We start from the raw sequence: 26,515 nt of genomic DNA, 5'->3' as shown, positions 1-26,515 counted from the left end.
TTGTGCCGTATCCCTGTAAAGGCGCGCTTGCTACAATTAAATCAAAGATCAGGGGGGTTAAAGCAATGAGAAGAATACGGCAACATCGGGACTACTATTTGCTCTTGCTGCCAGGGTTGCTTTTTTTGGCGATATTCCGGTATTCGCCCATGTACGGCATCGTGATCGCGTTTCAGGATTACAATGTGTTCCAAGGAATCTCGGGCAGCGAATGGGTGGGGCTGGACCAGTTCCGAAGGCTTGTGGCCTCAGAGGAATTTATCCAGGTGTTAACCAACACCTTGCTGATAAGCATTTATAAAATTATTATTCTCTTTCCGATTCCCATTATTCTGGCTTTGCTGCTCAACGAGGTCCGTCTGAAGCGGTTCAAAAGCGTGGTGCAAACGGTCATTTATTTGCCTCACTTTCTCTCATGGGTCATTATCGCGGGATTGTTCGTAACCATTCTTTCTCCCATGGGCGGTTTGGTAAACGAGATCATTTCATTCTTTGGCGGCCAGCCGGTCTCGTTCCTGACGGACAATCAGTTCTTCCGCAGCGTGGTCGTGTTTACGGCAGGCTGGAAGGAATCCGGCTGGAACGCCATTATCTTTATCGCCGCGATAGCCGGGATCGACCAGGAGCAATATGATGCGGCCAAGATTGACGGAGCGGGACGCCTGCAAACGATGCTGCACATCACGTTGCCGGGAATCGCCTCAACGATTGTATTGATGTTCATTCTCCGCATCGGCAACATTCTGGAGGCGGGAACGGAACAAATTCTTACCTTGTACAATCCGGTAGTCTATGCCACCGGCGATGTCATTGGAACTTATGTGTACCGGATCGGACTTGGCCAGATGGACTACAGCTTCAGCACCGCCGTTGGATTGTTTAATTCGCTTGTAGGATTCCTGCTTATTCTGTTCGGAAATGCCGCGTGCAGAAAATGGCTGAAACGCAGCATCTGGTAGGGAGGATTGAAGACGACAATGAAAAAGAAAACGACAGACTATATTTTTGAAGGCTCCATCTTCATTCTGCTTGCTTTTTTGATGGTGATTACTCTGATTCCTTTTCTTCATCTTATCGCGATTTCCTTCAGCGCCGATTGGGCGGTGGTATCCGGACGCGTGGGGGTATTTCCGGTTGATTTCCAATGGGAGACCATGAAGGTGGTTGTAACGAATGCCACCTTCCTGAAGGCGTTTATGAATTCGGCGTTTGTCACTTCCGTCGGCACCGCATTATCGCTGATACTTACGGCCATCGTGGCATATCCCTTGTCCAAACGCTCACTGCCGGGACTGTCCGTATTTATGGTATTGTTTATCTTCACCATGATGTTTAACGGCGGCATCATTCCCAACTATTTGCTGATCAAAAATATCGGGCTGCTTAACAATTTGTTTGCCTTGATTCTGCCGTCCTTGCTCAATGTATTCAACTTGCTGGTTATCAAGAGTTATTACGAAAGCATTCCCGAAGCTCTTGAAGAGTCTGCTTATATAGACGGCGCGGGAATTATGACGATTCTGTGGAGGATCATTATTCCGGTCAGCGGGCCTGTGCTGGCGACCATGGCATTATTTTACGCGGTTGCTTATTGGAACGACTTCTTTCAGGCCATGCTATATATTAACAAACCCGCCCTCAAACCGCTGCAATTGTATTTGCGGGACCTTGTGCTGATGGCGGACGACACCTCCCTGATGCTCAGTCCGGAGGACCGGATGAATGTTCCGGCGGAAGGGCTGAGGGCGGCAACGGTCATTGCGGCCACGCTTCCCATCGTTGTGCTGTATCCCTTGCTGCAGCGTCACTTTGTCAAAGGCGTCATGATCGGCTCTGTAAAGGGCTGATGAACGCTCTCTAAAGAGCGAACGAATGGATTTGCTTTCCGCCGGGAAAACGCTGCTTTTGCCGGCGGAAATAAATCATAAATAAATACTCATATTGGAGGGGTTACACATGAAAGGAAACAGATGGATGGCGGTTGCCATGGCAGGTGTGTTTCTGCTTACGGCGTGCAACAGCGGAAACAATACGCAAAGCGCTTCACCGTCCCCGAACTCTTCTTCGGGTGCTGCGGCTGCGCCCACGAATGCTGCCAAGCCTGTATTGAAAGCGCTTTTGGCTTATCTGCAGGAAGACTATAACACCTATCCGGTAGCGAAGCTGTTGGAGGAAAAAACCGGATACAAAGTCCAATACGAAGCGCTTCCGGCCGATGCTCCCCAAGATAAGCTGAACTTGCTCATGGCCTCGGGAGAAGCCTACGATTTCATCAATTTGCCGGGAACGCCGATTTTCTCCGCTCTTTATGCGGATTATGCCAGCAAAGGCGCGCTGACCGATCTTACGGATCTGATTGAACAGTATGGCCCCAACATCAAAGCCAGCATCTCCGAGGAATCCTTCGGAGCGATGAAAGTAAACGGCAAAATTTACGCCATTCCTACCAAAGCCATTGAATCCGTCGGCGCAGGACTGCTGATCCGTAAGGACTGGCTCGATAAGGTGGGCATGAAGCTGCCGTCCACTGCGGATGAGTTTAAAGCTATGCTGAAGGCGTTCAAGGATCAGGACCCGGGCGGCAACAAGGATAAAAATGTGCCTTTCTCCATTACCGGAAACAATCCTTTCATTGACGGCGTTGCAGGGGCGTTCGGGCTGTCCAATACGTGGAACGAGGTTGACGGCAAGCTGGTGCCGCGCCTGCTGGACCCTTCATACAGCTCTTATATTGATTATATGAAAGGCCTGTTCGACGAAGGTTTGCTTGATAAAGAGTTCGCCGTGAACAAGGACGCGACGATCAAGGAGAAATTTACCAGCGGCAGAGCGGGCGTCATTCCGGCGTACTGGTCGGATATTCCCGGCATCGCCGATGCGCTGAGCAAGAATTTCCCCAATGCCCAATACAGCATCGTTCCTATTCTGACAGGACCGGACGGTCAGGCGGGAACACGGATTATTAAATCCATGAACTATACCGTTGTACCCAAAACCTCGGCCCATCCCAAGGAAACCGTCCAATACCTGAACGCCAAGCTGGAGAAAAATCTGTTCCGTGAAATGACAATCGGCGTGGAAGGTGTGCATTACACCTACGAGGGCGGCGCTTACAAGCCGATTCTGCCGATCTTTAACGACGAGCGCAACAGAGCCAACCAATTCCTGACCGGCATCGACGAAGTGAACTATCCGATTTACTGGCAGGCCCGCGTCAGAAAGGATGAGCGTCTGTTTGCCGCCTTCCAGCTGCTGCAGAATATTCCGGAAAAAGCGAAAATTCAAGACTGGCTGGGCGTTGCCCCTTACATGCCGCAATATGCCAAAACCTCGCAGTCGTTGGATACGATGACCAATGATTACACGGTAAAATTCATCTTCGGTTCAGAGCCGATCAGCAATCTGCCTGCTGCGCAAACGAAGATGAATCAGGCGGGAGCAACAGCAGCCGTGCAGGAGGTTGAAAAGTGGTACAGCAGCTTTAAGAAGCCAAACTGATCAACAATCCATTGACGGGCAAGGATGACGGCTGCAGCTGTCATCCTGCCCTGGCATAAAGGAGTGGTGGATAATGAAACCCGAGAGATTAATTTATACCTATGTCAGCATGGCGGGTTATGTCAAAAATGATTGGGGACAAGGAGCGCCGGATGAAGGCGTGGACCATACGGCGGCAACCGCCCATAAATATGGAGTGCCGGTAACCTGGATGGTGAACCGGGGTTCGATTCCGCTGCTCCGGGAGAGAATTGTGCAATGGCATGAGGAGTTTGGGGACGATGTTATTTTGCGTTGTCCGACCTTCGCAAGGGATGCAGGGGAATCGCCGCTTCGGTTCAAGCAATTGCTGAAGGAAGAATGGGCGGCGATCACCGAAGCTTTTCCATGGGTGAAGACAAAGGTTGCCGGCCTGGGCATCAAGGAGGGGGAGGCGATCCGTCTCCTGGAGGAATGCGGCTTTGAAGGCGTGTGGGGATATTGCTGGGAGCAGGTATGGTGGGACGGCATTACCAATGAAGGGATTCCATGGGGATTCTGGTATGTGGATAAGGACCGCTACAAAATCCCCGCCCCGGAAGGCGGAAGCATGGTGGCCTGCGAATGGACGGCCCGTGATCTGCATCAGGCTTACCATACGGCCAATCCCTGCATTTATTCTACCGATCCCAATGATGTGCTGCGGGCCGGGCTTTGCTCGGGAACCGATGTGGAATATTGGAAGAGGGTGTTCCAGGATTATTTAAGGAATACGGAGCATAACGACCATGTGTATTTCGTTCAGCAGCAGGAAGCGCATGAAATGGAAAACTCCGAAGCTTTTTCCGTGTTTCCGGCAGCCGACGTGGAAGCTTGCGACCAAATGCAGGAGCTTTTTTTCGAGTACCTGCGCACCTTCCCGATTACGGTGACCACGCTGCCTGAAGCGATTCGGACCTACAAACGGCAAAACCGGGAAACGGCTCCCGCCTATATGCTGACGGAAGACCCTTTGATCCGGCCGGAGGTCAACGAATATACGATGACGCTGGGCGGAGTGGGGCTGGGACCGTGGCCCGATACCTTCTTTTATTATGACAAGGAATGCCAGATGGCCTTTGTGAAGGGGGAATGCAAACCCAGAATGCTGCGCAGCTACGTAGGAAAATGGAACATGCAGGAGAACTTTGCGGAGGAGGCTCCGCCGGTATTTGTCACGCAGTATGCCGAATCGGGGCAGGCGATAGAAATGATGTTCGAAATCGGGCATTGGAAGCCCATCCCCTTCGGCTTGACGTATTGGCAGGAGTTGAGCGGCTGGAAGGTCGCTGCATGCGACGGCGCTGTGGACACTAAAATTGTGGAGGGCAAGCTGCTGTTTATGCGGATTGCGCTTACCGGCGCTCCGCTGCGGCTGACTGTGCGACTGGAGCGTGAACATACATCATGATGAGGGAAATATATGCTGACATCGCGGTTATCGGCGGAGGACTTGGAGGCTGTGCGGCGGCGCTCGCCGCGGCGAAACGGGGAAAACGGGTGGTCCTGACAGAGGAAACGTACTGGATTGGCGGCCAGCTGACCAGCCAGGCGGTTCCGCCGGATGAGCATCCATGGATTGAGCAATTCGGCTGCACCCGCAGCTACCGGCAGTTCAGAAACGGCGTAAGAGACTATTACCGCAGAAATTTTCCGCTGACGGAAGCGGCGCGAAGCGTTTCGTATTTGAATCCCGGGGGCGGCGGTGTCAGCAAGCTTTGCCATGAGCCGCGCACGGCGCTTGCGGTGCTGCAGGAAATGCTTGCCCCTTACGTGCATTCCGGGAAGGTAATCATTTATACGCGGCATCAGGCCGAGGCGGCCGAAGTCGATGGGGACCGCGTAATTGCGGTGAGGGTGAAGGATTTGAACAGCGGGGACAGCTTTGTGCTGTGGGCTCCGTACTTCCTGGACGCAACGGAATGCGGGGATTTGCTGCCGATGACAGGAACGGAATATGTGACCGGCTCCGAATCCCGGCGCGATACCGGGGAGCCGCATGCTCTTGCGGGAGAGGCGGACCCGCTTGATATGCAGTCGGCCACCCACTGCATGGCGCTGGAGTACTTTCCGGGAGAGGATCATACCATCGAAAGGCCCGCCCAGTACGACTTCTGGCGCAGCTATAAACCGGATTTCTGGGTGGGGGAGCTGCTTAGCTGGACCGTAGCCCATCACTGCACGTTCGAACCGGTGTATTATCCGATGTTTGAAGACGGAACCGGAAGCATGTCCCGCTGGAGATGGCGCAAGGTGCTGGATAAGGAGCTGTTCGCTGCCGGAGCATTCGCCAGCGACATCACGATTGTCAACTGGCAGCAGAATGATTATTGGCTGGGATCGTTGTATGAAGTGAGCGAGGAGGAACGGCAGAAGCATTTGGAGGGCGCCAGACAGCTGACGCTTTCTCTGTTGTATTGGGCGCAGACCGAAGCTCCCCGCCCGGACGGCGGCGCCGGTTACCCCGGCCTCAAGCCGTGCGGTCATGCCGTGGGCACAGCGGATGGTTTGGCCATGTATCCCTATATCCGGGAATCACGCCGGATACGCGCCGAGTTTACCGTACTGGAGCAGCATATAAGCCCTGAAATTCAAGGGGATCAGGCCGCGGTCTTCCATGATTCCGTGGGGATCGGCAGCTACCGGATCGACCTTCATCCCAGCACCGGTATGCGCCATTACATTGATATCGCCTGCCTTCCTTTCCAGATTCCGCTTGGGAGCCTGATTCCTGTGCGCATGGACAATTTGCTGCCGGCTTGCAAAAATCTCGGCGTCACCCATATTACCAACGGCTGCTACCGCCTGCATCCGGTGGAGTGGAACATCGGCGAAGCGGCAGGTTATCTGGCCGCCTACTGCCTGGAGAAGGGATTGATGCCAAGACAGGTGCGCAACACGCCGGAGCTGCTGGAGGATTTTCAGAAGTTGCTTGTTTCAGAGGGAATTGAACTGAAATGGCCGAAGGTGCATGCCCTATGAATATTACCATTTCCATTCCCAGTCTGAAGACGGATATCCCCGCGCTTAACGATGCGTTTCAAATCGCCATCGGGGATATCGCCGGCAATGTGCTGCCTTATTGCGAGGGGGTGCTGCGGGAACCGCAGCCGGTGCTGATGGCCGGGCTGAACTACAAGACGCCATGGACCCGGGATGCCTCCATCAACACTTGGAACGGCGCCGGTTTGCTGATGCCCGAGGTGACGAAGAATACTCTGTTGTCCGTGCTGGTGGAGGAAGGCGGCCGCGTGCGTGCGGGAGGCGAATATTGGGACGCCATTATTTGGGCGCTGGGCGCCTGGCATCAATATTTATATACGGGAGACCGGGATTTTCTCGCTTTTGCCTATGAGGTTGTGGCCGCTTCGATTGAGTATTTTGAAGCGACGGAATGGAATCCGCAGACGGGACTGTTCCGTGGCCCGGCCTGTTATGGCGACGGGGTGGCCGCTTACCCGGATTTGTATGCCCAAACCAATGGCTCAAGCTCGATCAAACAATGGCCGGTCTGCAATCCCGGTCTGGTCTCAACGCCGGGGGAAGGTATCGGCATGCAGGCCCTGTCCACCAATTGCCTCTATGCGGCCGCCTACAAAATCGCCGGACAAATGGAAGAAGAGCTTCACGGTAGGGCGTCAAGCCTGTGGTTGGTGAAGTCCGAGGAGCTGAAACAGCGGATCATCGGACATTTCTGGGACGAGGACAAGGGCACCTTCCGTTATCTTGTGGACGAGTACGGCGGGAGCGAGGCCCAAGAAGGAATGGGGCTGAGCCTTGCCATGCTGCTGGGAATCGCCGATGACGAGCAAGCCCGGAGAATTCTTGCCGGCGCGCATATAACGCCAAGCGGCATTCCCTGCTTGTGGCCCAATTTTGCCAGATATGAACGCCCGGACGGAAACACCTTTGGCCGGCATAGCGGAACGGTCTGGCCTCATATCCAGGCTTTTTGGGCAGAGGCGGCCCTGCGGAACGGCCGGATGGATCTGTTTCTGCATGACCTGACCGTCTTGGCTGGCTTTGCTTGCCGGGACGGGCATTTTGCCGAGCTGTATCATCCGCTGGACGGCTCCATCTATGGAGGCATTCAGGAGGGAGAGGCCCATCCGGACAAGGTCTGGGGCTCTTTGTCCCGGCAGACCTGGTCAGCCACCGGTTTTGTGCGGATGATTCTGTTCGGCTTGGCGGGGGCGGAGTTTACGACAGAAGGCTTGCGTTTTGCTCCTGTGCTGCCGGACCATCTGGGAACCGTCAGTTTGCAGGGACTTTCTTACCGCGGCTGGACCATCAACCTGGAGCTGCGGGGCGGCGGCAGCCGCATTGCCCGGTGTACATGGAATGGAGCGGACGCGGCGGCATTTATTCCCGCAGACGGTGCGGGCGCCGTCTCCCTCTGCCTGGAGATGCGCCCGTAAGCGCGGCCTGGCAACCGGCTTGGGAGGAGGCGGGGCTGCGGCAAGCGCGTTGCTTGTTCAAGTGTATTGTAATATGCTTAAACAACAAGTACGAGAGGCACGGACAAGGCTGCAAGCGGAAGAGGAGAAAGCAGGGATGCGGAAGCTCTTTATAGTGGATGATGAGCGTTCTGTTCGTGAAGGCTTGAGGAAGCATTTTGATTGGCCGGCGCACGGGATTGAGGTTTCCGGGGATGCCCATGACGGCGATGTGGCGCTGGAAAGGATTATGGAGAATCCTCCGGATATTGTGCTGACGGATGTGCTGATGCCCAATATGAACGGAATCGAATTGTCGATTCGGCTAAGAACGCTGTTTCCGGAGATGAAGATTGTATTTATCAGCGGGCATAATGATATTGATTTTCTGAAAAAAGCGCTTGAGGTGCAGGCGGTGGACTACATCTTCAAGCCTGTGAGAATGAACGAGCTGGAAGAGGCGATAAAGAACATTAACCTTGCCCTCGACCGGGAAGAGGCCGAACGCAAGCGGATCGGCGCCATGGAGAAGAAGCTTGTGGAGAGCATGCCGCTGCTGCGGGAGAAATTTCTGCTCTCGCTGATTCAAGGGCCAATCCGGCCCACTCCCCGCTTTGAGGAGCGTTTGGCGCTGCTTGGCCTGGAATTGCCGGCGGATAGCACCTATTGGATTATGGTTGCGGTCATTGACGGGCAGCAGGATTTGATGCGAGTGAGGTCTGAACGGGATATGCAGCTGTTGTATTATTCGTTCGCCAATATTTACCAGGAGTTGGCCAGCCAGTATTGGCAGGCTTATTGCTTTGAGTCGGGGCCGGGAGAGTTCACCGCCATTTTGCGGGAGTCGGCGGGTATGCCCGAGGAAACGCTGTATAAGCTGGCGGAAGAATTAAGGGAGACGGCAGGGCGGCTGCTCAAGATCAGCACGACGGTTGGCGTGGGCAACAAAGCCGAGAATATCCGCCAGATTCCGGCTTCCTTTGCCGGCGCGCGGGAGGCCGCCGCTTATAAATGGTATATGGGAAGCAACCGCACCATCACCATGGACTATCTGGAGCAGGAGAATGAAGAGCGGTTCGACCGGGCCATTGTGGACGAGACGGTCAAGGCGGTTCATAGCGGCAGCAGGGATGCGCTTGCCAATTGTCTGGACCGCCTGTTCTCCAGCCTGTCCATATATCGCCAAGGCGGAATCGTCTATGCCCGCAGCGTTTCCATGGAACTGGCGCTGCTTGCAGGACGGCAGCTTCTGGAGCTTGGGGTGGCCAAAGACGGGATGGAGCAGCAGGAGACCGAATGCTGCTCGAGCATTCTTCGCGCGGAGACCTTGACCGGACTTTCGGGCATTGTCGGCCGGTATCTGTCCGATATTTGCGCCCAGATCGAATTTAAACGGAGCAGCAAACCAAGGCATGTCATTGAGAGTGTTCAATCCATCATTCATAAAAGGTATCCGGAAAACCTCTTGATCGAGGACATCGCCCGGGAGGTCTATCTTTCGCCCACCTATCTCAGCCTGTTGTTTAAGCAGGAGACCGGGATGACGGTGCTGGAGTATTTGACCGCCGTGCGCATGGAGAAGGCCAAGGAATTATTGGCCGACGTCAACTGGAAGCTGTACGAAATCAGCGGTGCCGTAGGCTACAGCGATCCCGGGTATTTCACCAAGCAGTTCAAAAGGCATACCGGGTTTACCCCCAGCGCTTACAGGGATCAGCTGTAATGGAATTTGCCGGCGGACTCGTTTCCGAAAGCGTATAAATCACAACGGACAGGAGGAGGAAAAATGGGAGCAAAACGGCCGGGTTGGCGCCACTGGCTCAAGCGGATGATAGCCGAGGTGCGGGCGGCGCGGATGTGGCTGGCCATTTATACGATGCTGTTGTTCATTCCTCTGTCCTTGTTGTTATATATGCATTCGGAACGTTCCTCTGCGGTTGTGGAGGAGCAGGTAACCCGCAGCATGCTGAAGACGGTCCAGCAAGCGGCGTTGAACATGGAATATCAGTTCAACCGGGTCAGCGAAGTGTCGGACGCGCTGCTGATGAATCCCGTCGTGTATGAAGCGCTGCGGCCGCCCGGAGAGGGCGGGTTTTCTTACCTTCAGCAATACGAGGAGAAGAACAAGCTGCTCACCCAGGTTATCGTTCCGGCGGAGGCCAATCCCAATGTGTTCCGGGTACGCCTGTTCTTGAAGAACTATAAGATATACACGGGAGAGAAGATTAACTTCTTCTCCTTAAGCGACGCCGAGGACCAGTCCTGGTATAAAAGCGTTGAAGCCGGCGCAGGGCGGAATGTCTGGATCGGTTCACGCCTGGAACGCTTCATCGACCGGGAGGGCCAGATTATTTTTTCGGTAGGCCGGATGCTGCGCGACCCTGAGCACTACGAGGAGTGGGCCGGACTGCTGCTGATTGATATGCGGGTGGCGTCCATATGGACGGTGATTCGGAATTTATCCATGGAATCCAGTCAACAGGTAAGCATGACCGATAAGAACGGGCTTCTTATGTATCAGGATAACAGCGCTCCATCCGCCGCGCTTCCCCGGCATCTGACCGAAGAGTGGAAGAGCCAGACGGAGGGAATCCTGCGCTGGGATGAAGGCCGGGAAACCCGGTACGCGGTATTCACTGAAATTGGCGGGCCGGACTGGATGCTGTCGGCACAGATTCCCGCTGCGGAAATTTCGCGGCAGGCGGTGCTGCTGGGCAGGTATTCCGAGCTGGCGACCTTGATGGGGGCCGTGCTTATGCTGGTGCTGCTGGTGCTGGTGCTGCAAACCTATTTTGTGCGCCGGATCAACAGCAGAATGAAAACTGCGGTCCGGGCCATCCGGCAATCCGGGGGAGAACCTCTAAACGCCGATTATCTTAATGAACCGGGCAGCTTGCTGGAGCGTTCGGTGGACCAATTGATCCGCAAGGTGCAGCTGTTGATGGAGGAGGTCTACAGCGCGCAGGTCAGGGAACGGGAAGCCCGCTTGCAGGCGCTTCAGGCCCAGATCAACCCTCATTTTCTGTACAATACGCTGGACACCATCAACTGGCTGGCCCGGGACCGGCAGGCGCCGGATATCAGCCGCATGATTGAAGGGCTGTCGAGTTATTTCCGGCTTAGCTTAAGCAAGGGCGAGGATTTGGTCAAGGTGTCCGATGAGCTTGAACTGGCCAAGGTGTACCTGGAGCTGCAGCATGAACGGTTTGACGGAATGTTTGAGTTCTTCTTTGAGGCGGATTCCGGGGTCGGCAATTATTCCATGCCCAAGCTGACGCTCCAGCCTTTGGTGGAGAATGCGCTGCTGCACGGCATTCGCAAGAAAAAGACGATGCGGGGCACCATCCGCGTTACGGTTTCCCAGGAAGCGGATATGATCGTGATTCAGGTGCGGGATGACGGTGTAGGCTTTGACAAAAGAGAACGGTTCATGGATCTCCGCAAAAACGGCATGCTGTCCGGGGGCGCAAGGGACTCTTATGCCTTGTCCAATGTAGAGGACCGGCTTGCCCTGTTTAACGGAAGCTCCGGCGGTTTGGACATTCATTCCGTTCCCGGCGAAGGAACTGTAGTTACAATCCGGCTAATAAAAGTCGCATCAAAAATATGATGATACGGAGGCGTTACTATGCCATGGTTTTCAAGAAAGAGGCCGCGGGGATTTAAGGCCGCGTTTTTGACGTTGCTTTCGTTTTTGCTCGCCTTCGGCGGGCTGTTCGCCGCGCCGCTTCCGGCTGCGGCAGCGGCGGGAACTGTCATTGCCGTCAGTCAAGCGGGCTATGATGGAAGCGCATACAAAGTGGCGTATGTCATTACGGACCATGATTTGACCGATAAGAGCTTTCGCGTCCTGAACAATTCGGCAACTGTTGCCAGCGGGGTGCTTGACGATCAGGGAATGGCATGGGGCAAAAGAGTGTACGTGGCGGATTTTTCCCATGTGACCCAGACCGGCAGCCAGTTCACAATTTCCAGCAATGGAGCCGCCTCCTATCCCTTTGCAATCCAGTCCAATCTCTGGAGCCAATATAAGGATGAGATGACGGCCTTCTACCGGCTGCTGCGCTCCGGCGTGGCGACCAGCGACGTCTATCCTCAAGGGTACAGTGATACCGCACCGTCGGCAAAAATTTTCCACGGCGCCTCCCATCTGGACGATGGTGTGCTGGACGGACAGCATTATGATCTGGTCGGCGGCTGGTACGATGCCGGCGATTACGGCAAATATGCCGGCAACCAGTGGGTGATCGGGGAACTGGCCCTGGCTTATCTGAATCACGCCGATGTGGCGGACATCCAATATGACAATGATGCCAACGGGATTCCGGACCTGCTGGATGAAGCGGCCTTCGGCAGCGAATATGTAATCCAATTCGCCGATCATTTCGGCGGCCTGATGTACGACATCAACAAAGGCTACGGCTTTCAGCATCCGGACAAGGTATCGGACAATATTCCGGGCACGGCGGATGACCGGCCGCTGCTCCGGCCGAATATCCACGGAGCGGGAAAAGCGGCGGGAGCGCTGGCCGCTGCCGCGCGGGCATTCCAATATGCGCTGGATCACGGGAAAATTGCCGCCGGCCAAGAAGGCTATGCCCTCGATTTCATCGACCGCAGCGAAGCGGCCGCTCTGGTCTTCTACGAATTTGCCGTCGATAATGCCGATGATTTCGCCGGTCCCAACGAAAGCTACAATACCCGCAATTACGGGGGCATGGATAACGTGCTGCTGTGGGCGGAAACCCAATTGTACCGCCTTACCGGAAATGCCGGGTATTTAACCTCGGCCCAAGGGCGCGCCCTGGCGCTGTCTCCGGGACAATATTACACGACGAACTATTGGGATTTGCGGCCGATGTCTCTGGCAGAGCTGTATCCGGTTGCCGAGTCGGCGGTCCAAGCCCATATTGAACAGCTTTTGCGCTATCAGGCCCACTATTTTATGTCGCTGGCCGACGATACCCCGTATGGGATGCTCAACCAGTTCGGCGACTTTGGCGTGAATGAGCCCCATGCCTCTTATTTGGGCGATTTGATGCGCTACTACGAGCTGTTCGAGGACCCTGCCGTCCTGCAGGCCATTCAAAAAGGACTGTACTGGATTTTTGGCGGAAATCCGTGGAATATCAGCTGGGTGTCGGGAATCGGCGCGGATCATGTGGATTTTCTGCATACCCGTCTGGACGAACAATCCTATGACCGGGACAGCACCGGCGTTATTATTCCCGGCGCCATGGTCAGCGGCCCTGTGCTCAAGGATACGAAAGACCGGGCCAGCGTCAGTCCCTGGTATGAGGACCGGGCGTTATGGGCGGACGATACCAATCAGTGGCGCTACAATGAATTCAGCATCAGCATTCAGGCAGGCCTGGTGTATACAATCATGGGAATGGTCAAGCATGGCGGCGACGCGTATCAGGGAGGCACGGCTCCGCAGCCGCTGAAGGTGTTGTCTCCGCTGACGGAGCAAACCGTAACCGGCCAGGTGGATATCAAGGTTCAAGCGGCCGGCCGTGTTGACCTGGCAGAATTTAGAGTGGGCGGAGGCGCCTGGCAGCCGTTGACCCTAAGCGGCGGCGTTTACAGCGCGGTTTACGATACATCCGGCTTAAGCCCTTATACCACCAGAAGAGTCGATGTCAGAGCGATGGATGATGCGGGCAACCGGAGCTTTGCCAACACGCATTTTACCGTTGCGCCTCCGCTTCCCGATCCTTCCAACGGGCTGCTTTACGATGATTTTGGCGGCGGCGGCTATTATGGGGGAACCTCCGGCGCAGCCTGGGTGAACTGGTGGAACGACAGGGGAGGCACGGGCTATTATGAAAGAACGACCATAGACGGCCGAACGGTTGGACTGTTCCGGCAAAATCCGGCCAGCACGGCATCCCAGGCCAAATTTGAGCCGATGAAGGACGAGGTTGATTTAACCGGCTACCGTTATCTCAAAGTGGTGATGAAAAGTCCGACGGCGCCTCAGACCACCGTCAAAGTTGCGATCAGCGACGGGGTCAGCTCTGTCAACATTTCCGGCAGCACGCCGGTGGCAGTCGGGGGAGAGTGGGATACCTATCTGTTCGATATGGACCAGTATCCGCAGCTGGACCGCAGCAAAGCGCATTTGACCTTCTGGCTGCTGCAAACCGCCGTTCAGCCGGGAGAATTGTATGTGAATGAAATCAGCGCAGTCAACTTGCCTGCGGGGACTTCCCCGGTATTGGCCCAGGAGAGCGTAACGCCTTCCAGAGGCAGCAATGAGACCGGCTTCACCTTCCATGTTGTGTACAGCGATGCGGACAATCAGCCGCCGCTGGCCGTTGAAGCCGTGGTGGACGGAGTGGTCCATGCCATGACTCCGGCGGACCCGGCAAATACGAATTATCAGTCGGGCGCAGCGTATGCAGTGACGACCAGGCTGCCGCAAGGGCTCCACAGCTACTATTTCAGAACGTCGGACGGCAGCTCGGATGCACTTTCCACACCGTTAAGGATGGGACCGGTCATTGAATCCGCCTTGAACGGCTATTGGGTGCTCGATGAAGCTTCCGGCCAGCTGGCGCTGGACGCTTCATTGAACGGCCGTGACGGTCTGTTGGAAGGTTCACCGCAGCGGACGGACGGCCGGATTGGCGGGGCGCTGCAATTTGACGGCGTTCAGGATGCTGTCCGCACTTCGTGGAAGGAGCTTGCCGGCAATGAGGCAAGAAGTGCGGCGGTATGGTTCAAGACATCGGCATCCGGCCAGGGAATGATGCTGGGTTACGGAGCCGATGGCGCCAATCGGGCTTTTCAGTTGGGGATTGAGGGCGGCAAACTCGGCTATTTCGGAAACGGCAATGAGCTGACGGTGGCATCCGCCGGATATACGGACGATGCCTGGCATCATCTGGCTGTTACGTTTGACGGAAGCAATATGATTCTTTATGTGGACGGAGTGAATGTAAAAAGCAAAGCGACCGCTCTGGATACGGCAAGCGACGAATTATTCCTCGGCCGGGGCGCAAGCGGCGGCTATTATCAGGGAATGCTTGACCAGGCCATGCTGTACAACCGCAAGCTGACGGCCCAGGAGATTCGCCTGCTGGCCAATCCCGATCCGCTGGTTCACTGGACCTTGGATGAAGGAACCGGCAGCTCGGTTGCCGATTCCTCGGGCAATGACCGCACCGGAAGCCTGACGGGCAATCCGTCCTGGACCGAGGGGCCGTCAGGCTTTAACGGGGCGCTCGCTTTTGACGGAGTGGACGATGCCGTGGAGACTTCCTGGGACTTATTGAAGGTCAACAGCGCCCGCACCATTTCCCTTTGGTTCAATACAACCTCCATCTCGCCGTCCACTTTGCTTGGTTGGGGAACGGCCGCAGGTAGCGGATTTTCGCAAATCTCCATTTACGGAAATGGCGAGATCGGCTTTAACAGCGGAGGGAACAATCTCGGCACAGCCGCCAATGGATATGCAGATGGACGCTGGCATCATCTGGCGCTTACCTTCGACGGTGTTACCATGCGCCTGTATCTGGACGGAACGCTGAAGGCGGCAAGAACGACTACGCTGAATACAGGCTCAAGCGCGTTGTACCTGGGAAGAGCGATATCCGGGTCGGGCTGGTTTAAAGGAAAGCTGGATGATGTGCGGATATATGCCGGAGCGATGACCGAATTGGATATTCAAGCGCAGAGTTTATCTGGGAATAACTAAAATTCTGTACCCCGATTCCCGTAAACGGCAAAAGCCGCAAAACCATCACCAGTGATCTTCTCAAGCTCTTGTTCTTGGTGTAAAATGGATTTGAAATCCCAGTGGGATACAGGGAAAAAACGCATTTTATGGCAGGATCACAGGGGGGAAGCGCTTTGGTTTATGAGTTTGACAGCGGGATCAAAATGCTGGAGGGCAAAATGAAATGGAAGGTGGTCTACTTTCCGCATCAGGGGACAGAAGTTTTCGGCACCAATGGAAAAGTGCCTGTCCACGTAACCGTTGACGGCCATGACTTCGAACATACTTTGCTTCCCTCCAGAAACGGGCATTATTTTGTTTACAACGAGTTTATGCGGAGAGCCGTTGGCAAGGAGCTGGGAGATTCCGTCCATGTTCTTCTGAAGGAATGCAAGGAGAACCGGCAGGTGGTTTTACCGGCGTACATCGAGGAAGCTCTTAAGAACCGGAATGTGCTGGACGCCTTTCTCCGCCAACCGGATTACATAAAGCGGGAGCAGATTCAATTTATTGAGCTGGCCAAAAAGGAAGAAACCAAGCAAAATCGGATTGCGGCTTTATGCGGCAAGCTGCCGGCAACCGAGCAAGGGGGCTCTTCCATATGAAAAAGGGGCTATTTTCGTTTCTTTTCAACAGGGACCGGGATGAAGAGGAAACGGACCAAGAGGACGAGCTGCGGATTATCTATACCACGCCCAAGATGGTGGTCTGCTCCGGCTGCGGGGCGGAGAATGAGATCGAGGATGACTGTGCTTGCGAGTATTGCGGAGCGCCGCTTATCTATGTCGAGGATGAGGATGAATCCCCTGCGGGAGCGGTGAATGCCGCCTATGCTCCGGAAGCTCCGCAGGATTTGTCCCAAGTCCCGGATACGTATACATTGAGCACAGGCTTTTATACAGCGGGCATTGATATTCCCCCAGGCAAATGCGACATTACAGCGGTTTCCGGAACAGGCTTTCTTCAGGATTCGGAGCTGGAGATGGATGAGGAGTTCGGTGTGGAAAAGGGGTATGTTTCCTCCTTCAAGGGTCTGAAGCTGCCGAGAGGAGTTTCGTTGATCATCAGCGAGAAGCTGACGGTGCAGGTGGTGTATAAGTCCATTCAAAGCGGATTTACCGGACGCACCTATGAGATGTCCCGGGCCGTGGAGCTCTCCACCGGGAACTATGAGGCCGGAGATGATTTCAAGGCGGGCACCTACAATATTGTAGCCGTGTCCGGCTCGGGCGGCATCAATGTGGGGGAAGGGAGCGTAAATGAAATATTCGGCTTGGACGAAGAGGATGTGGAAGAAATCAAGCATGTAGATATGCCAAAAGGGACGGAGCTGGCCGTAGAGGGAGACCTGGTGGTCAGATTGATCCCGGCGGTTGTTCGGGGCAGCGGTAATTAAAAAAGAAGTAGGCCCCCTTGGTTTTGAAGGACCGGGAGCCTAGCTTCTGCCACAAAACATGATGAACCTCCGCCCTTGTAGCGGCTGGCATTGAGGGGCTGTTCGCGCAGCTCCTCTTTACCATTCTACCCGCATTATATCATAAAAAGTATTGAAAAATGTACTGGAATACCGAAAATTTTCTGTAGTAGACCGAAAGGACACGAAAAAGTATGAGTGATATGGCCGGATTTTTCCAGCGGAAAAAAGCGGAGCTTGGCGTGGAACTGAATGAGGTGCAGGCGAAGGCCGCGGCGCAAACCGACGGGCCTATGCTGCTGTTGGCGGTACCCGGCTCCGGCAAAACCACTACCATCATTATGCGGACTGGCTATCTGATTGAAGAGAAGGGGGTGGCCCCCTCCCGGATCAAGGCGGTCACTTTCAGCAGAGCATCGGCCATGGATATGAAGGAGCGGTTCAGCCGGTTTTTCCCGGAGCTGCCAACCGTGGATTTTTCCACCATACACAGCCTTGCCTTTGAGGTGATGCGGGAGTATTTCTGGAGGAAGCGGATTTCCTATAAAATCATCGAAGGCGACATCACCCCGGAGGAGCAGGAAACGGTTCAGGCTGACGGCCAACTGCCCCTCCATAAAAAGATCATCCTCCGCAACATCTACAGCGCCGTTGCCCGTGAGCGGATTACGGATGATCAACTGGAGGATTTGACCACCTATATCAGCTTTATCAAGAACAAGATGCTTCCGTCCGACCAATGGAAGTCGGTGAAATGCGATGTGCCTCAAGCGGAGCTGGTTTTGCAGGAGTATGAGGCCTTCAAGCAGTCGGGGCATGCCAGCCTGCTGGTGGATTTCGACGATATGCTCACCTGGGCGGAGCAGGCGCTAGAGGAGGACGGGGAGCTGCTCGGCAAATATCAGCGGCGCTACGATTACCTCCTCATTGACGAAGGCCAGGATACCTCCTTGGTCCAACATGCCATTGCCGAAAAGCTGGCCCGGGTCCACCGGAATCTGTGCATCGTGGCGGACGACGACCAGTCCATTTACAGCTGGCGCGGGGCCGAGCCTTCTTATCTCCTCCGGTTCAGCGAGGTTTACCCCAATGCGGCAATCCTCTACATGGAGCAGAATTATCGTTCGTCCAAGGGGATTGTTCATATAGCGAATGAATTTATTAAGCGCAATAAGAACCGGTATGCCAAAAACATGTTTACGGATAATCCTTCACGCGGCAGGATTAAGCATAAAAGCTTTTCACGCTATGAATCCCAAACGAAGTATCTGGTTCAGGAGATAAAAGGAATCGGGGAGCTTGGCGAGGCGGCCATTCTGTACCGGAACAATTCCTCCTCCATCGCCTTGATGAACGCCTTTGACCGGGCGGGGATTCCCTTCTACATGAAGGATGCGGATATCCGTTTTTTCAACCATTGGATCGTGGAGGACATTCTGAATTTCATGCGGTTAACCTTCTCGGACAAACGCGCCGACATTTTGGAGAAAATCCACCTGAAGCTGAACGCGTATATTACCCGCCAGCAGATGGAGTCCATCAGAGGCCTCGACAACAATGAGTCCGTATTCGATAACCTGAAGCGGTACGCCCCCATCCAGGATTACCAGGTGAAGCTGCTGCAGGAGTGCAAGGAAACCTTTGAGCAGATGCGCGGCATTCCGCCCCTGGAAGCCATCCGGACTATCCGGGGAAAATTGGGCTATGAAAAAGCCATCGAGAAAATGTGCGAGCGGCTGGGCTTCCGGAAAGAATACCTGTTAGGCATCCTCAACACGCTGGAGGGCATTGCGGAGGGTTTGGAAACCATGGTGCAGTTCCATGAGCGGCTTAGGCATCTGGAGGCGGAGCTGAAGAAATCCAAGCGGCGCAAAGGACAGAATGCCGTCACCTTCTCTACCTTCCACAGCGCCAAGGGGCTGGAATTCGAGCATGTCTACATGATCGATCTGGTGGAGGGGATTATTCCCTCCAAGGATGACGAGCGCGGCGCGCCGGAGGTGAAGCAGGCGTTGATGGAGGAGGCGGCCAGGCTGTTTTATGTGGGGATGACCCGGGCCAAGCAGAACCTCCAGATGATTTCCTACAAGGAGCGGGACGGGGAAAAGACGGCGGAATCGCGGTTTATCAGCGAGGTGAGGAACATCTTGAATCCGCCGCAGCAGGCAGGACAGAGCGGCCAGGCGGCAGGGCAGAACAAACAAACTGCAGCGTCCCGGCAGGGATCTTCCTCCCGGCAGGTTTCGTCCCAACGGGCCTCCTCCCAGCGTTCCTCTGCTCAGCAGCACACCCATCGGCAAGCCGCCGCCAACCCCAACGCCATCCGCAACCGGTCCGATCTGGCCCGGGGGCAGTCCATCAAGCACCGGGTATTCGGCAGCGGGACCGTCTCCCAAGTAACCGCAAAAGAAATCAGCATCCGGTTCACAACCGGGGAGAAGACCCTTGACCTTACCACCTGTCTCGAAATGGGGCTGCTGGAGCTGATTTAGGTGGCCGGACGCGGCCGCGGAAGTTTTTGCGAAAAGGGTGGGGTCCGGCGATGAGGGATTCTAACGGCGGCCACAGCCTTTATTTCAGCGAAAACACCGCTTCTAAAAATCTAACGGCGGCCACAGCCGCTATTTGCCCCAATTTGTCTGCCGCCACCCCAATTTTGTCCCAATAAGGTCTCCTGCTTCCGTTAGGTTTTGCAACCCTCCGTTTTTGGTCAAATAGCGTCTCTCATCGCCGTTAGAGCATCCCCACCCACGTCAGACTCCTCCTTGACAACATCAAGGGGGATATGTCATGATATTACCGACAGACAGTCGGTCTATTGTTGTAAGGAGGCGCAGCACAGCATGAGAATTGTGAAAAAGCCCGAGGAGCGCAGAGATGAAATATTGGATGCGGCGGATGCGCTTTTTGGCCAGAAGGGCTTTGACGGCACCAGCACCAACGATATTCTCGAAAAGGTGGGCATCGCCCGGGGGACCCTGTACCACCACTTCAAGTCCAAAGAGGATATTATGGACGCCCTGATTGAGCGGTACAATACCCGGCTGATGCGCGCTGCGCAGGAAGTGGCGGCGGACAGGAGCATCCCGGTTGTGGAGCGGATTATCCGCGCCGTGGCGGCCATGAATGTGAGCGGCGGAGGCGGGGAGGAGATTATGGAGCATATTCACAAGCCCCAGAATGCGCTGATGCACCAGAAGATTCAGAAGGTTATTGTCAGCGGCCTCACTCCCATTCTGGCGGACATGATCCGGGAAGGGATTGATGAGGGGCTGTTCAATACGCCATTTCCCTACGAATGTATGGAGATGGTGGTAGTCTATGCCAATACGATTTTTGACGATGGGGCCCGTTTGACAGAGGAGGAGGTGGCCGCCCGTATCCCCGCATTCATTCATAATATTGAGCGGCTTCTGGGAGCGGAGGCGGGAAGCCTTCTGTCCGTGATGCAGATGTTCGGCGGGGGCGGCGGCCATGAATAGGACGGGGAGCCCCTTCGGGAAATTTATGCTGTTGTGGTCGGGACAGCTGGTTTCCGCCATTGGCAGCGGGCTGTCGTCCTTCGGCCTGGGGGTGTATGTATACGGGGCCACGGGAAAAGCCTCGGCAGTGGCCTTGGTCACCCTGCTTGCCTTTATGCCGTCGCTCTTGCTCAGTGCCGTGTCGGGAGTGCTGGCGGACCGGTATGACCGCAGGCTGCTGATGGTGCTGGGGGACAGCCTCTCCGCCCTGGGGGTGGCGTTTATTCTGGTGTGTATGCTCCGCGGCGAAGCGCAGCTGTGGCAGATTTGCGCAGGGGTGGCCATCAGCTCGGTATTCTCCTCCCTGTTGGAGCCGGCGTACAAGGCGACGGTGACGGATTTGCTGACCCCGGAGCAATACACCAAAGCCAGCGGCCTTGTGCAGGTGGCGGGCTCCTCCAAATACCTCATTTCGCCCATTGTGGCCGGATTTTTGCTTACTGTGGCGGACATCAAGCTGCTGCTTGTTTTGGACATCTGCACCTTTTTCGTCACCGTCGCCTCCACCCTTGTGGTCCGCAGCGGCCTTGCTTCAGGTTCGGGCAGGGCGTCCGCCTCCTTTATCCGGGAATTTAAGGAAGGCTGGGCCGCCGTTTCCGAAAAAAGGGGTGTGCTGGTGCTGGTCATGATGACCTCGGTGATTACTTTTTTCCTGGGCTTCATCCAGACCCTTTCCACGCCGCTGGTGCTGGCCTTTTCGGACAGCGCCGCCCTGGGAACCATGGAGACCGTGGCCGCCTCCGGGATGCTTGTCACCAGTGTGATTGTGGGCATTCTCCCCATCAAAAAAGGCTATGTAAAGCTGCTTTCGCTTTCCCTATTTTGCGCCGGGCTGGGCATGGCGGCCTTCGGCATGCGGGAGAGCATCGTGTGGATTTGCCTCTCGGGCTTTTTCTTCTTCGCCATGCTGCCCTTTGCCAATGCCAGTTTGGATTTTTTGACCCGGAGCAATATCGAGAACAGCAAACAAGGCAGAGCCTGGGGGCTGATCGGGGTTATTTCCCAGCTGGGGTATGTGGCGGCTTATGCCCTTTCGGGGGTGCTGGCGGATTATGTGTTCAACCCGCTCCTGATAGACGGCGGGGCTCTTGCCGGAAGCGTGGGGCGGATCATCGGCACAGGCAGCGGCAGAGGAACGGGATTTTTGATCATAGTGGCCGGAGGGCTGCTGTGCCTGACTTCAATTCTGCTGTACCAGGTCCAATCGGTTAAAAAGCTGGAAGCCGGAGGTGCATGATGTTCGCGAGAATCATCCGCAATGATGTGCGGAAAAGCAAGGTTACCACTCTGATCGCCACCCTGTTTGTCGCAGCGGCGGCTATGCTGGTTTCCCTGGCGGCGCTGCTTGCCATCCAGCTGTCCGGCTCCATCGAGGCGCTGATGACGAAGGCCCAAACGCCCCATTTTATGCAGATGCATTCGGGTACGATAGACCGGGAGCGGCTTGCCGCTTTTGCGGAGGGGAACGGCAATGTGGAGGACTTCCAGGTGCTGGAGTTCCTGAACGTGGAGGGAGCGCGCATTGTGCTGGGCGGGCAATCCCTGGCCGACAGCGCCCAGGACAACGGCTTCAGCGTCCAAAGCGGCCGCTTCGACTATCTTCTGGACCTGGACGGCAATGTGATCCACGCGGCAAAAGGAGAGCTGTATGTCCCTATTGCTTATATGAAGGACAACAGCGCCAAGGTGGGGGATAAAGCGGCGGTTGGGGGACGGGAGCTGACGGTGGCCGGATTTCTCCGGGACTCGCAGATGAACTCCAGCCTCTCCTCCTCCAAGCGGTTTCTGGTCAGCCAGGAGGATTATGCGGCTATCCAGGGTCAGGGAAGCATGGAGTATTTGATCGAGTTTCGCCTTAAGGAGCTGTCGGGGCTGGGGGCTTTTGAAGCGGCCTATGCCTCCGCAGGGCTGGAAGCCAACGGACCGGCGGTTACCTATCCGCTGTTCAGGATGATCAATGCCATTTCCGACGGGATGATGATCGCCGTTATTCTCTTGATGAGCGCCCTTGTAGTGGCCGTGGCCCTGATGTGCATCCGCTTTACCCTGCTTGCCAAAATCGAGGAGGAGTACCGGGAAATCGGCGTGTTGAAGGCCATCGGGCTGCGGGTAAAGGATATCAAAAGGCTGTATCTGGCTAAATATGCGGCTATGGCGGCGGTTGGCTGTATCCTGGGATATGCCCTGTCCTTGCTGTTCAAGGGGCCGCTTCTGGAGCAGATCCGGCTGTCCATGGGCGAAAGCGGGCATGGTAAGGCGGCTCTGTTGGCCGGGTTGGCAGGCACAGCGCTTATATTCCTTGTGATTACGGCCTATGTAAGCCGGGTGCTGGCGCGGTTTAAGAAAATCTCCGCCGCCGACGCCATCCGGTTTGGGGGAGCCCGGGAGCGGTCCGGCGGCGCCGGACGTATGGGCCTAAGCAGCTGCAGGCTGCTGGACACGAACATTTTTCTCGGGATCAAGGATGTTCTCTCCCGCAAAAAGCTTTATGCCACCATGCTTGCGGTTTTGGTGCTGGCGGCATTTATGATGATTGTGCCCCAGAACCTGTACAGCACCATTTCCTCGGAAAGCTTCAGCACCTACATGGGCATCGGGCGCGCCGATATGCGCTTCGACATTCAGCAGACCGCTGATATTGCCGCCAAGGCCGCCGAGATTGACAAGGCGCTGGCAGGCGACAAGGCGGTAAAGAAACATGCGGTGCTGACCACCGGCACGTACAGGGTCCAAACAGAGGCCGGGCAGGAGGGGAGAATCAGCATTGAGCTGGGGAACCATGCCGTGTTTCCGGTTCAATATTCCCAGGGCGGCGCTCCCTCCGGAAGCGGCGAGCTTGCTTTGTCCGTGCTGAATGCGGAGGCGCTGGGCAGAAGCATTGGCGATACGCTAACGCTGCTGAGCGGCGGGCAAGCAAAAGCCCTTACCGTATGCGGCATTTATTCGGATATTACCAACGGCGGCAAAACAGCCAAGGCTGTGTTTACCGATACAAGCGGTGAAGCCATGCGCAGCGTCATCTACGCGGAGCTGGCCGATCCGTCTTTGGCCGCAGGCAAGGTGCGGGAATATGCCGACCGGTTCGGGTATGCCAAGGTTTCGGACCTTGACGACTATGTGGCCAAAACCTTCGGCTCCACCATCAGCGCCGTGGGCAAGGCGGCTTATGCCGCATTTGCAGTTGCCCTGCTGCTCATGTTCCTGGTGACTCTGTTGTTTATGAAGCTGCTGGCGGCCAAGGACAAAACCTCCATCGCCATTATGAAAGCGCTGGGTTTTACCCGCGGTGATATTGCCAGGCAATACGCCTCCCGCTCCTTGTTTGTGCTGCTTGCCGCCATGGCGCTGGGTTTGCTTTTGGCCAATACCCTGGGAGAGGGGCTTGCAGGAATGGCCATTTCCTTCTTCGGCGCTTCCACATTCAAATTTGCCGCTAACCCTCTTGCGGCTTACCTGGTCTGTCCGCTGGCAATGATTTGTTCGGTGCTGCTGGCCACCGTGGCGGGGGCCTGGAGGGCGGGCCACGTCCAAATATCCCAATATATGAAGGAGTAGGCCATGAAGACGATTATAAGCGGTGAGCAAATTGTCAAATCCTTCGGCGCAGGCGATGAGCAGGTCAGGGTTCTGGACGGGGTGTCGGTTGAGATCGGCGAGGGCGAATTTGTCTCGGTGATGGGGCCGTCAGGCTCCGGCAAATCCACTCTGATGTATGCCTTGAGCGGGATGGACGGCATTGACAGCGGGTGGATCAGGTTTGACGGACGGGATCTGTCCTCCCTGCGGGAGCAGGAGCTGGCGGATCTCCGCCGCACCCGGATGGGCTTTGTGTTTCAGCAGCCCACTCTGCTGAAAAACCTGAACCTGCTGGACAACATCATTCTGCCGTCCATGCGGGACAACCGGAAAAACGCCGCAGCCCTTGTGGAGAAGGCCAGGGCGCTGATGAAGAAAACAGGGATTGCGGAGCTGGAGAAACGGGACACGGCCCAGGTGTCGGGAGGCCAGCTGCAGCGGGCCGGCATCTGCCGCGCCCTGATGGGCAGCCCCCGGGTGATTTTCGGCGACGAGCCTACCGGGGCATTAAATTCGGCGGCGGCTGCGGAGATTATGGAGCTGCTTGCCGGGATCAACGCCGAGGGTACAACCGTGGTGCTGGTTACCCATGACGCCAAGGTAGCGGCGCGGACCGGGCGGATTCTGTTTATGCACGACGGCCAAATCGTCAGCGAACTGCGGCTCCCCCAGTCCGGCAGCGCGGAAGACCGGATAAAGACTGTTGCGCTTAGGATGCAGGAACTGGGGATTTAGGGCCGGAGGGGTAAAACCAACCATAGGGCGAAAAATGCGCGCCCATACCGGGCGTCACACAAAAGCTCCCCTTGCAGCTGCAATAGGGGAGCTTTATATCCTGTTTCCCTTAGCGCCCGGAACCCCGGCTGCGCAGGAAGCCGTCGGCGGAATCCCAGAGGCTGATGCCAATGACCATAATCAGGAAGAGATAGATACTGTTTTTGGACCAGGTGATCAGGTGATCTGCGCCATCCTTTGAGAAGATGCTGTTGATGGCGCTTGGCAGGGCTTCATTCCACAGCGCGCCGTCATTGGCCATCATCACGATCAGGACACAGATCAGGGCATTGAAGAGCGTATTGCCGACGGCTATGGGGAAGGTCCATCTTTCGGTGAGCAGCTTCCAAATGGACAGCACCAGGGAGAGGAGAGCGGCCGCCAGAATGAAGAAGCCATATCCGGAAAAACGGTCTATATCGAAAATAGGCGTGACGATGGTGCCGGAGGAATCATGCGTAACGACGCTGATCACCTCGGGCCGGGTCAGGAGCAGGAAGGTAAGGAAGATGGTCACGCAGATTCCGGCAATGGTTTTGCCCCGGGAGATTCGGCTCTTCTTGGATACAACCGGGCTGGGCAGATCCTCGATGCGCCAAGGTTTGGCGTTAAAGAGAGATTGGCCGTCCAGAACATGGCTGCGCTCCAGGAAAACAAAAATAATCGTCACCCAGAAAGCCGCCTGAAGCATCCCCTCCAAAACTCCGCCGATGGTCCCGGAAATATAGCCGGCCACATTTCCCGCCAAATCCTCCCCGCCCGAATCCTTGAACATCCAATCCAGGCTGATCAGCACCGTGAAGGTTGCCGCCACAATGCCCAGCACCAGCTTCAGCACCTCAATATAGCGGTCATAAACCGCCGGTCCGATCAAATACCGCTTGGTTGGGGAGTATTGCAGCGCAAGCTCCGAAGGGCTCCCCATAGTTTCCAGCACCCGCCGGATATCCTCCTCTTCCGGATCATCCGGCAGCATATCCAGAATATTGGACCGCAGCTCCAGCTTCACATCCGCCTTGAGCTTCTCCGGCAGGCGGTCCGCCACCGCCTCAATATACCGGTCTATCAGTGTCATCCTCATCGTCCTCCTTCAATAACAATGCCAACTGGCGGCTCATCTGCATCCATTCTTCCTTCAGCTTCTCATAAACAGCCTTGCCGGTGGGGCTCAGAATATAGTATTTCCGCGGCCTGTTTTCGGTGGTATCCCATTCGCTGGTAAGCAGCCCCTGCTTCTCCAGCCGGCGCAGGAGCGGGTAGAGGGTGTTGGCCTCAATGGCGGCCTGCTTCTCCTCCAGCTTCTGGACAAGGGAATAACCGTATTCAGGTGAGCGCAGCTGGCTTAATACCGACAGCACCAGAGTTCCGCGCTTGAGCTCCACGATCAATGTGCTCATGAGCTCGTCGATGGATTCCATGTCATCACCTCATTTTTAATATACTGTATGACATACATTATAGTCAATAAACAAATATAATTATTTTATAAATAATGTTCCCGAATCCGTGCAAATAAAAAAGAGGGGCGTCATCCCCTCTTCCCAACCGTATACCA

General features: G+C 55.6%; 18 protein-coding genes. 16 read left to right on the top strand and 2 right to left on the bottom strand.

The window, feature by feature from the left end; genetic code table 11:
• The first annotated feature begins 65 nt into the window (after nucleotides 1-65).
• The 16 genes from DQG13_RS16815 to DQG13_RS16740 all read left to right on the top strand — a co-directional run bounded on the left by DQG13_RS16815 (nucleotide 66) and on the right by DQG13_RS16740 (nucleotide 24,921).
• Nucleotides 66-959, top strand: a complete 894-nt coding sequence (locus tag DQG13_RS16815) for an ABC transporter permease (RefSeq protein WP_113020947.1) — start codon at nucleotides 66-68, stop codon at nucleotides 957-959.
• An 18-nt stretch (nucleotides 960-977) separates the two neighbouring features.
• A complete protein-coding gene (locus tag DQG13_RS16810; RefSeq protein ID WP_113020946.1) occupies nucleotides 978-1,847 on the top strand; it encodes a carbohydrate ABC transporter permease in 870 nt (289 codons plus the stop codon).
• Nucleotides 1,848-1,956: 109 nt separating this feature from the next.
• Nucleotides 1,957-3,498 (top strand): extracellular solute-binding protein, encoded by a 1,542-nt coding sequence (locus DQG13_RS16805; RefSeq protein ID WP_113020945.1) that lies wholly within the window; start codon nucleotides 1,957-1,959, stop codon nucleotides 3,496-3,498.
• Between the two features lie 73 nt (nucleotides 3,499-3,571).
• The gene (locus tag DQG13_RS16800) at nucleotides 3,572-4,927 is read left to right on the top strand and encodes a hypothetical protein (RefSeq protein WP_113020944.1); all 1,356 of its coding nucleotides are present in this window, start codon (nucleotides 3,572-3,574) and stop codon (nucleotides 4,925-4,927) included.
• The gene (locus tag DQG13_RS16795; protein WP_113020943.1) at nucleotides 4,924-6,498 is read left to right on the top strand and encodes an FAD-dependent oxidoreductase; all 1,575 of its coding nucleotides are present in this window, start codon (nucleotides 4,924-4,926) and stop codon (nucleotides 6,496-6,498) included. Before DQG13_RS16800 ends, DQG13_RS16795 begins: the two co-directional genes overlap by 4 nt.
• Entirely contained in the window at nucleotides 6,495-7,934 is a 1,440-nt protein-coding gene (locus DQG13_RS16790; RefSeq protein WP_181592794.1) for an MGH1-like glycoside hydrolase domain-containing protein, read from the top strand. The genes DQG13_RS16795 and DQG13_RS16790 overlap by 4 nt, the downstream gene beginning before the upstream one ends.
• Before the next feature lie 136 nt (nucleotides 7,935-8,070).
• On the top strand, nucleotides 8,071-9,675 hold the full coding sequence (locus tag DQG13_RS16785; RefSeq protein ID WP_181592793.1) for a response regulator: 1,605 nt from the start codon (nucleotides 8,071-8,073) through the stop codon (nucleotides 9,673-9,675).
• Between the two features lie 63 nt (nucleotides 9,676-9,738).
• Nucleotides 9,739-11,562 (top strand): sensor histidine kinase, encoded by a 1,824-nt coding sequence (locus DQG13_RS16780; RefSeq protein ID WP_113020940.1) that lies wholly within the window; start codon nucleotides 9,739-9,741, stop codon nucleotides 11,560-11,562.
• A gap of 18 nt (nucleotides 11,563-11,580) precedes the next feature.
• Nucleotides 11,581-15,654: a LamG-like jellyroll fold domain-containing protein gene (locus tag DQG13_RS16775; protein ID WP_113020939.1), complete on the top strand. Its 4,074-nt coding sequence runs from the start codon at nucleotides 11,581-11,583 to the stop codon at nucleotides 15,652-15,654.
• A 128-nt stretch (nucleotides 15,655-15,782) separates the two neighbouring features.
• The gene (locus DQG13_RS16770; protein WP_113020938.1) at nucleotides 15,783-16,280 is read left to right on the top strand and encodes a YdeI/OmpD-associated family protein; all 498 of its coding nucleotides are present in this window, start codon (nucleotides 15,783-15,785) and stop codon (nucleotides 16,278-16,280) included.
• Nucleotides 16,277-17,071 (top strand): hypothetical protein, encoded by a 795-nt coding sequence (locus tag DQG13_RS16765; RefSeq protein ID WP_113020937.1) that lies wholly within the window; start codon nucleotides 16,277-16,279, stop codon nucleotides 17,069-17,071. The genes DQG13_RS16770 and DQG13_RS16765 overlap by 4 nt, the downstream gene beginning before the upstream one ends.
• Nucleotides 17,072-17,283: 212 nt before the next feature.
• Nucleotides 17,284-19,581 (top strand): ATP-dependent helicase, encoded by a 2,298-nt coding sequence (locus tag DQG13_RS16760; RefSeq protein WP_113020936.1) that lies wholly within the window; start codon nucleotides 17,284-17,286, stop codon nucleotides 19,579-19,581.
• Nucleotides 19,582-19,932: 351 nt separating this feature from the next.
• A complete protein-coding gene (locus DQG13_RS16755; RefSeq protein ID WP_113020935.1) occupies nucleotides 19,933-20,571 on the top strand; it encodes a TetR/AcrR family transcriptional regulator in 639 nt (212 codons plus the stop codon).
• Nucleotides 20,564-21,847, top strand: coding sequence for an MFS transporter (locus DQG13_RS16750; protein WP_113020934.1), 1,284 nt, complete (start codon nucleotides 20,564-20,566; stop codon nucleotides 21,845-21,847). The genes DQG13_RS16755 and DQG13_RS16750 overlap by 8 nt, the downstream gene beginning before the upstream one ends.
• Entirely contained in the window at nucleotides 21,847-24,165 is a 2,319-nt protein-coding gene (locus tag DQG13_RS16745; RefSeq protein ID WP_113020933.1) for an ABC transporter permease, read from the top strand. The genes DQG13_RS16750 and DQG13_RS16745 overlap by 1 nt, the downstream gene beginning before the upstream one ends.
• A gap of 3 nt (nucleotides 24,166-24,168) precedes the next feature.
• On the top strand, nucleotides 24,169-24,921 hold the full coding sequence (locus DQG13_RS16740) for an ABC transporter ATP-binding protein (protein WP_113020932.1): 753 nt from the start codon (nucleotides 24,169-24,171) through the stop codon (nucleotides 24,919-24,921).
• Between the two features lie 109 nt (nucleotides 24,922-25,030).
• On the opposite strand, the gene DQG13_RS16735 is transcribed toward DQG13_RS16740, so the two are convergent.
• Both DQG13_RS16735 and DQG13_RS16730 read right to left on the bottom strand, forming a co-directional pair.
• Nucleotides 25,031-26,035: an HAAS signaling domain-containing protein gene (locus tag DQG13_RS16735; protein WP_113020931.1), complete on the bottom strand. Its 1,005-nt coding sequence runs from the start codon at nucleotides 26,033-26,035 to the stop codon at nucleotides 25,031-25,033.
• Nucleotides 26,010-26,369, bottom strand: coding sequence for a PadR family transcriptional regulator (locus tag DQG13_RS16730; RefSeq protein ID WP_181592805.1), 360 nt, complete (start codon nucleotides 26,367-26,369; stop codon nucleotides 26,010-26,012). Before DQG13_RS16730 ends, DQG13_RS16735 begins: the two co-directional genes overlap by 26 nt.
• Nucleotides 26,370-26,515: the final 146 nt, after the last annotated feature.

This window comes from Paenibacillus sp. YN15 (assembly GCF_003285005.1).
In the GTDB taxonomy this organism is placed as follows: Bacteria; Bacillota; Bacilli; order Paenibacillales; family NBRC-103111; genus Paenibacillus_AR.
Note: the sequence above shows the minus strand (reverse complement) of the source record. Positions and strands in the feature narration are given on the sequence as shown.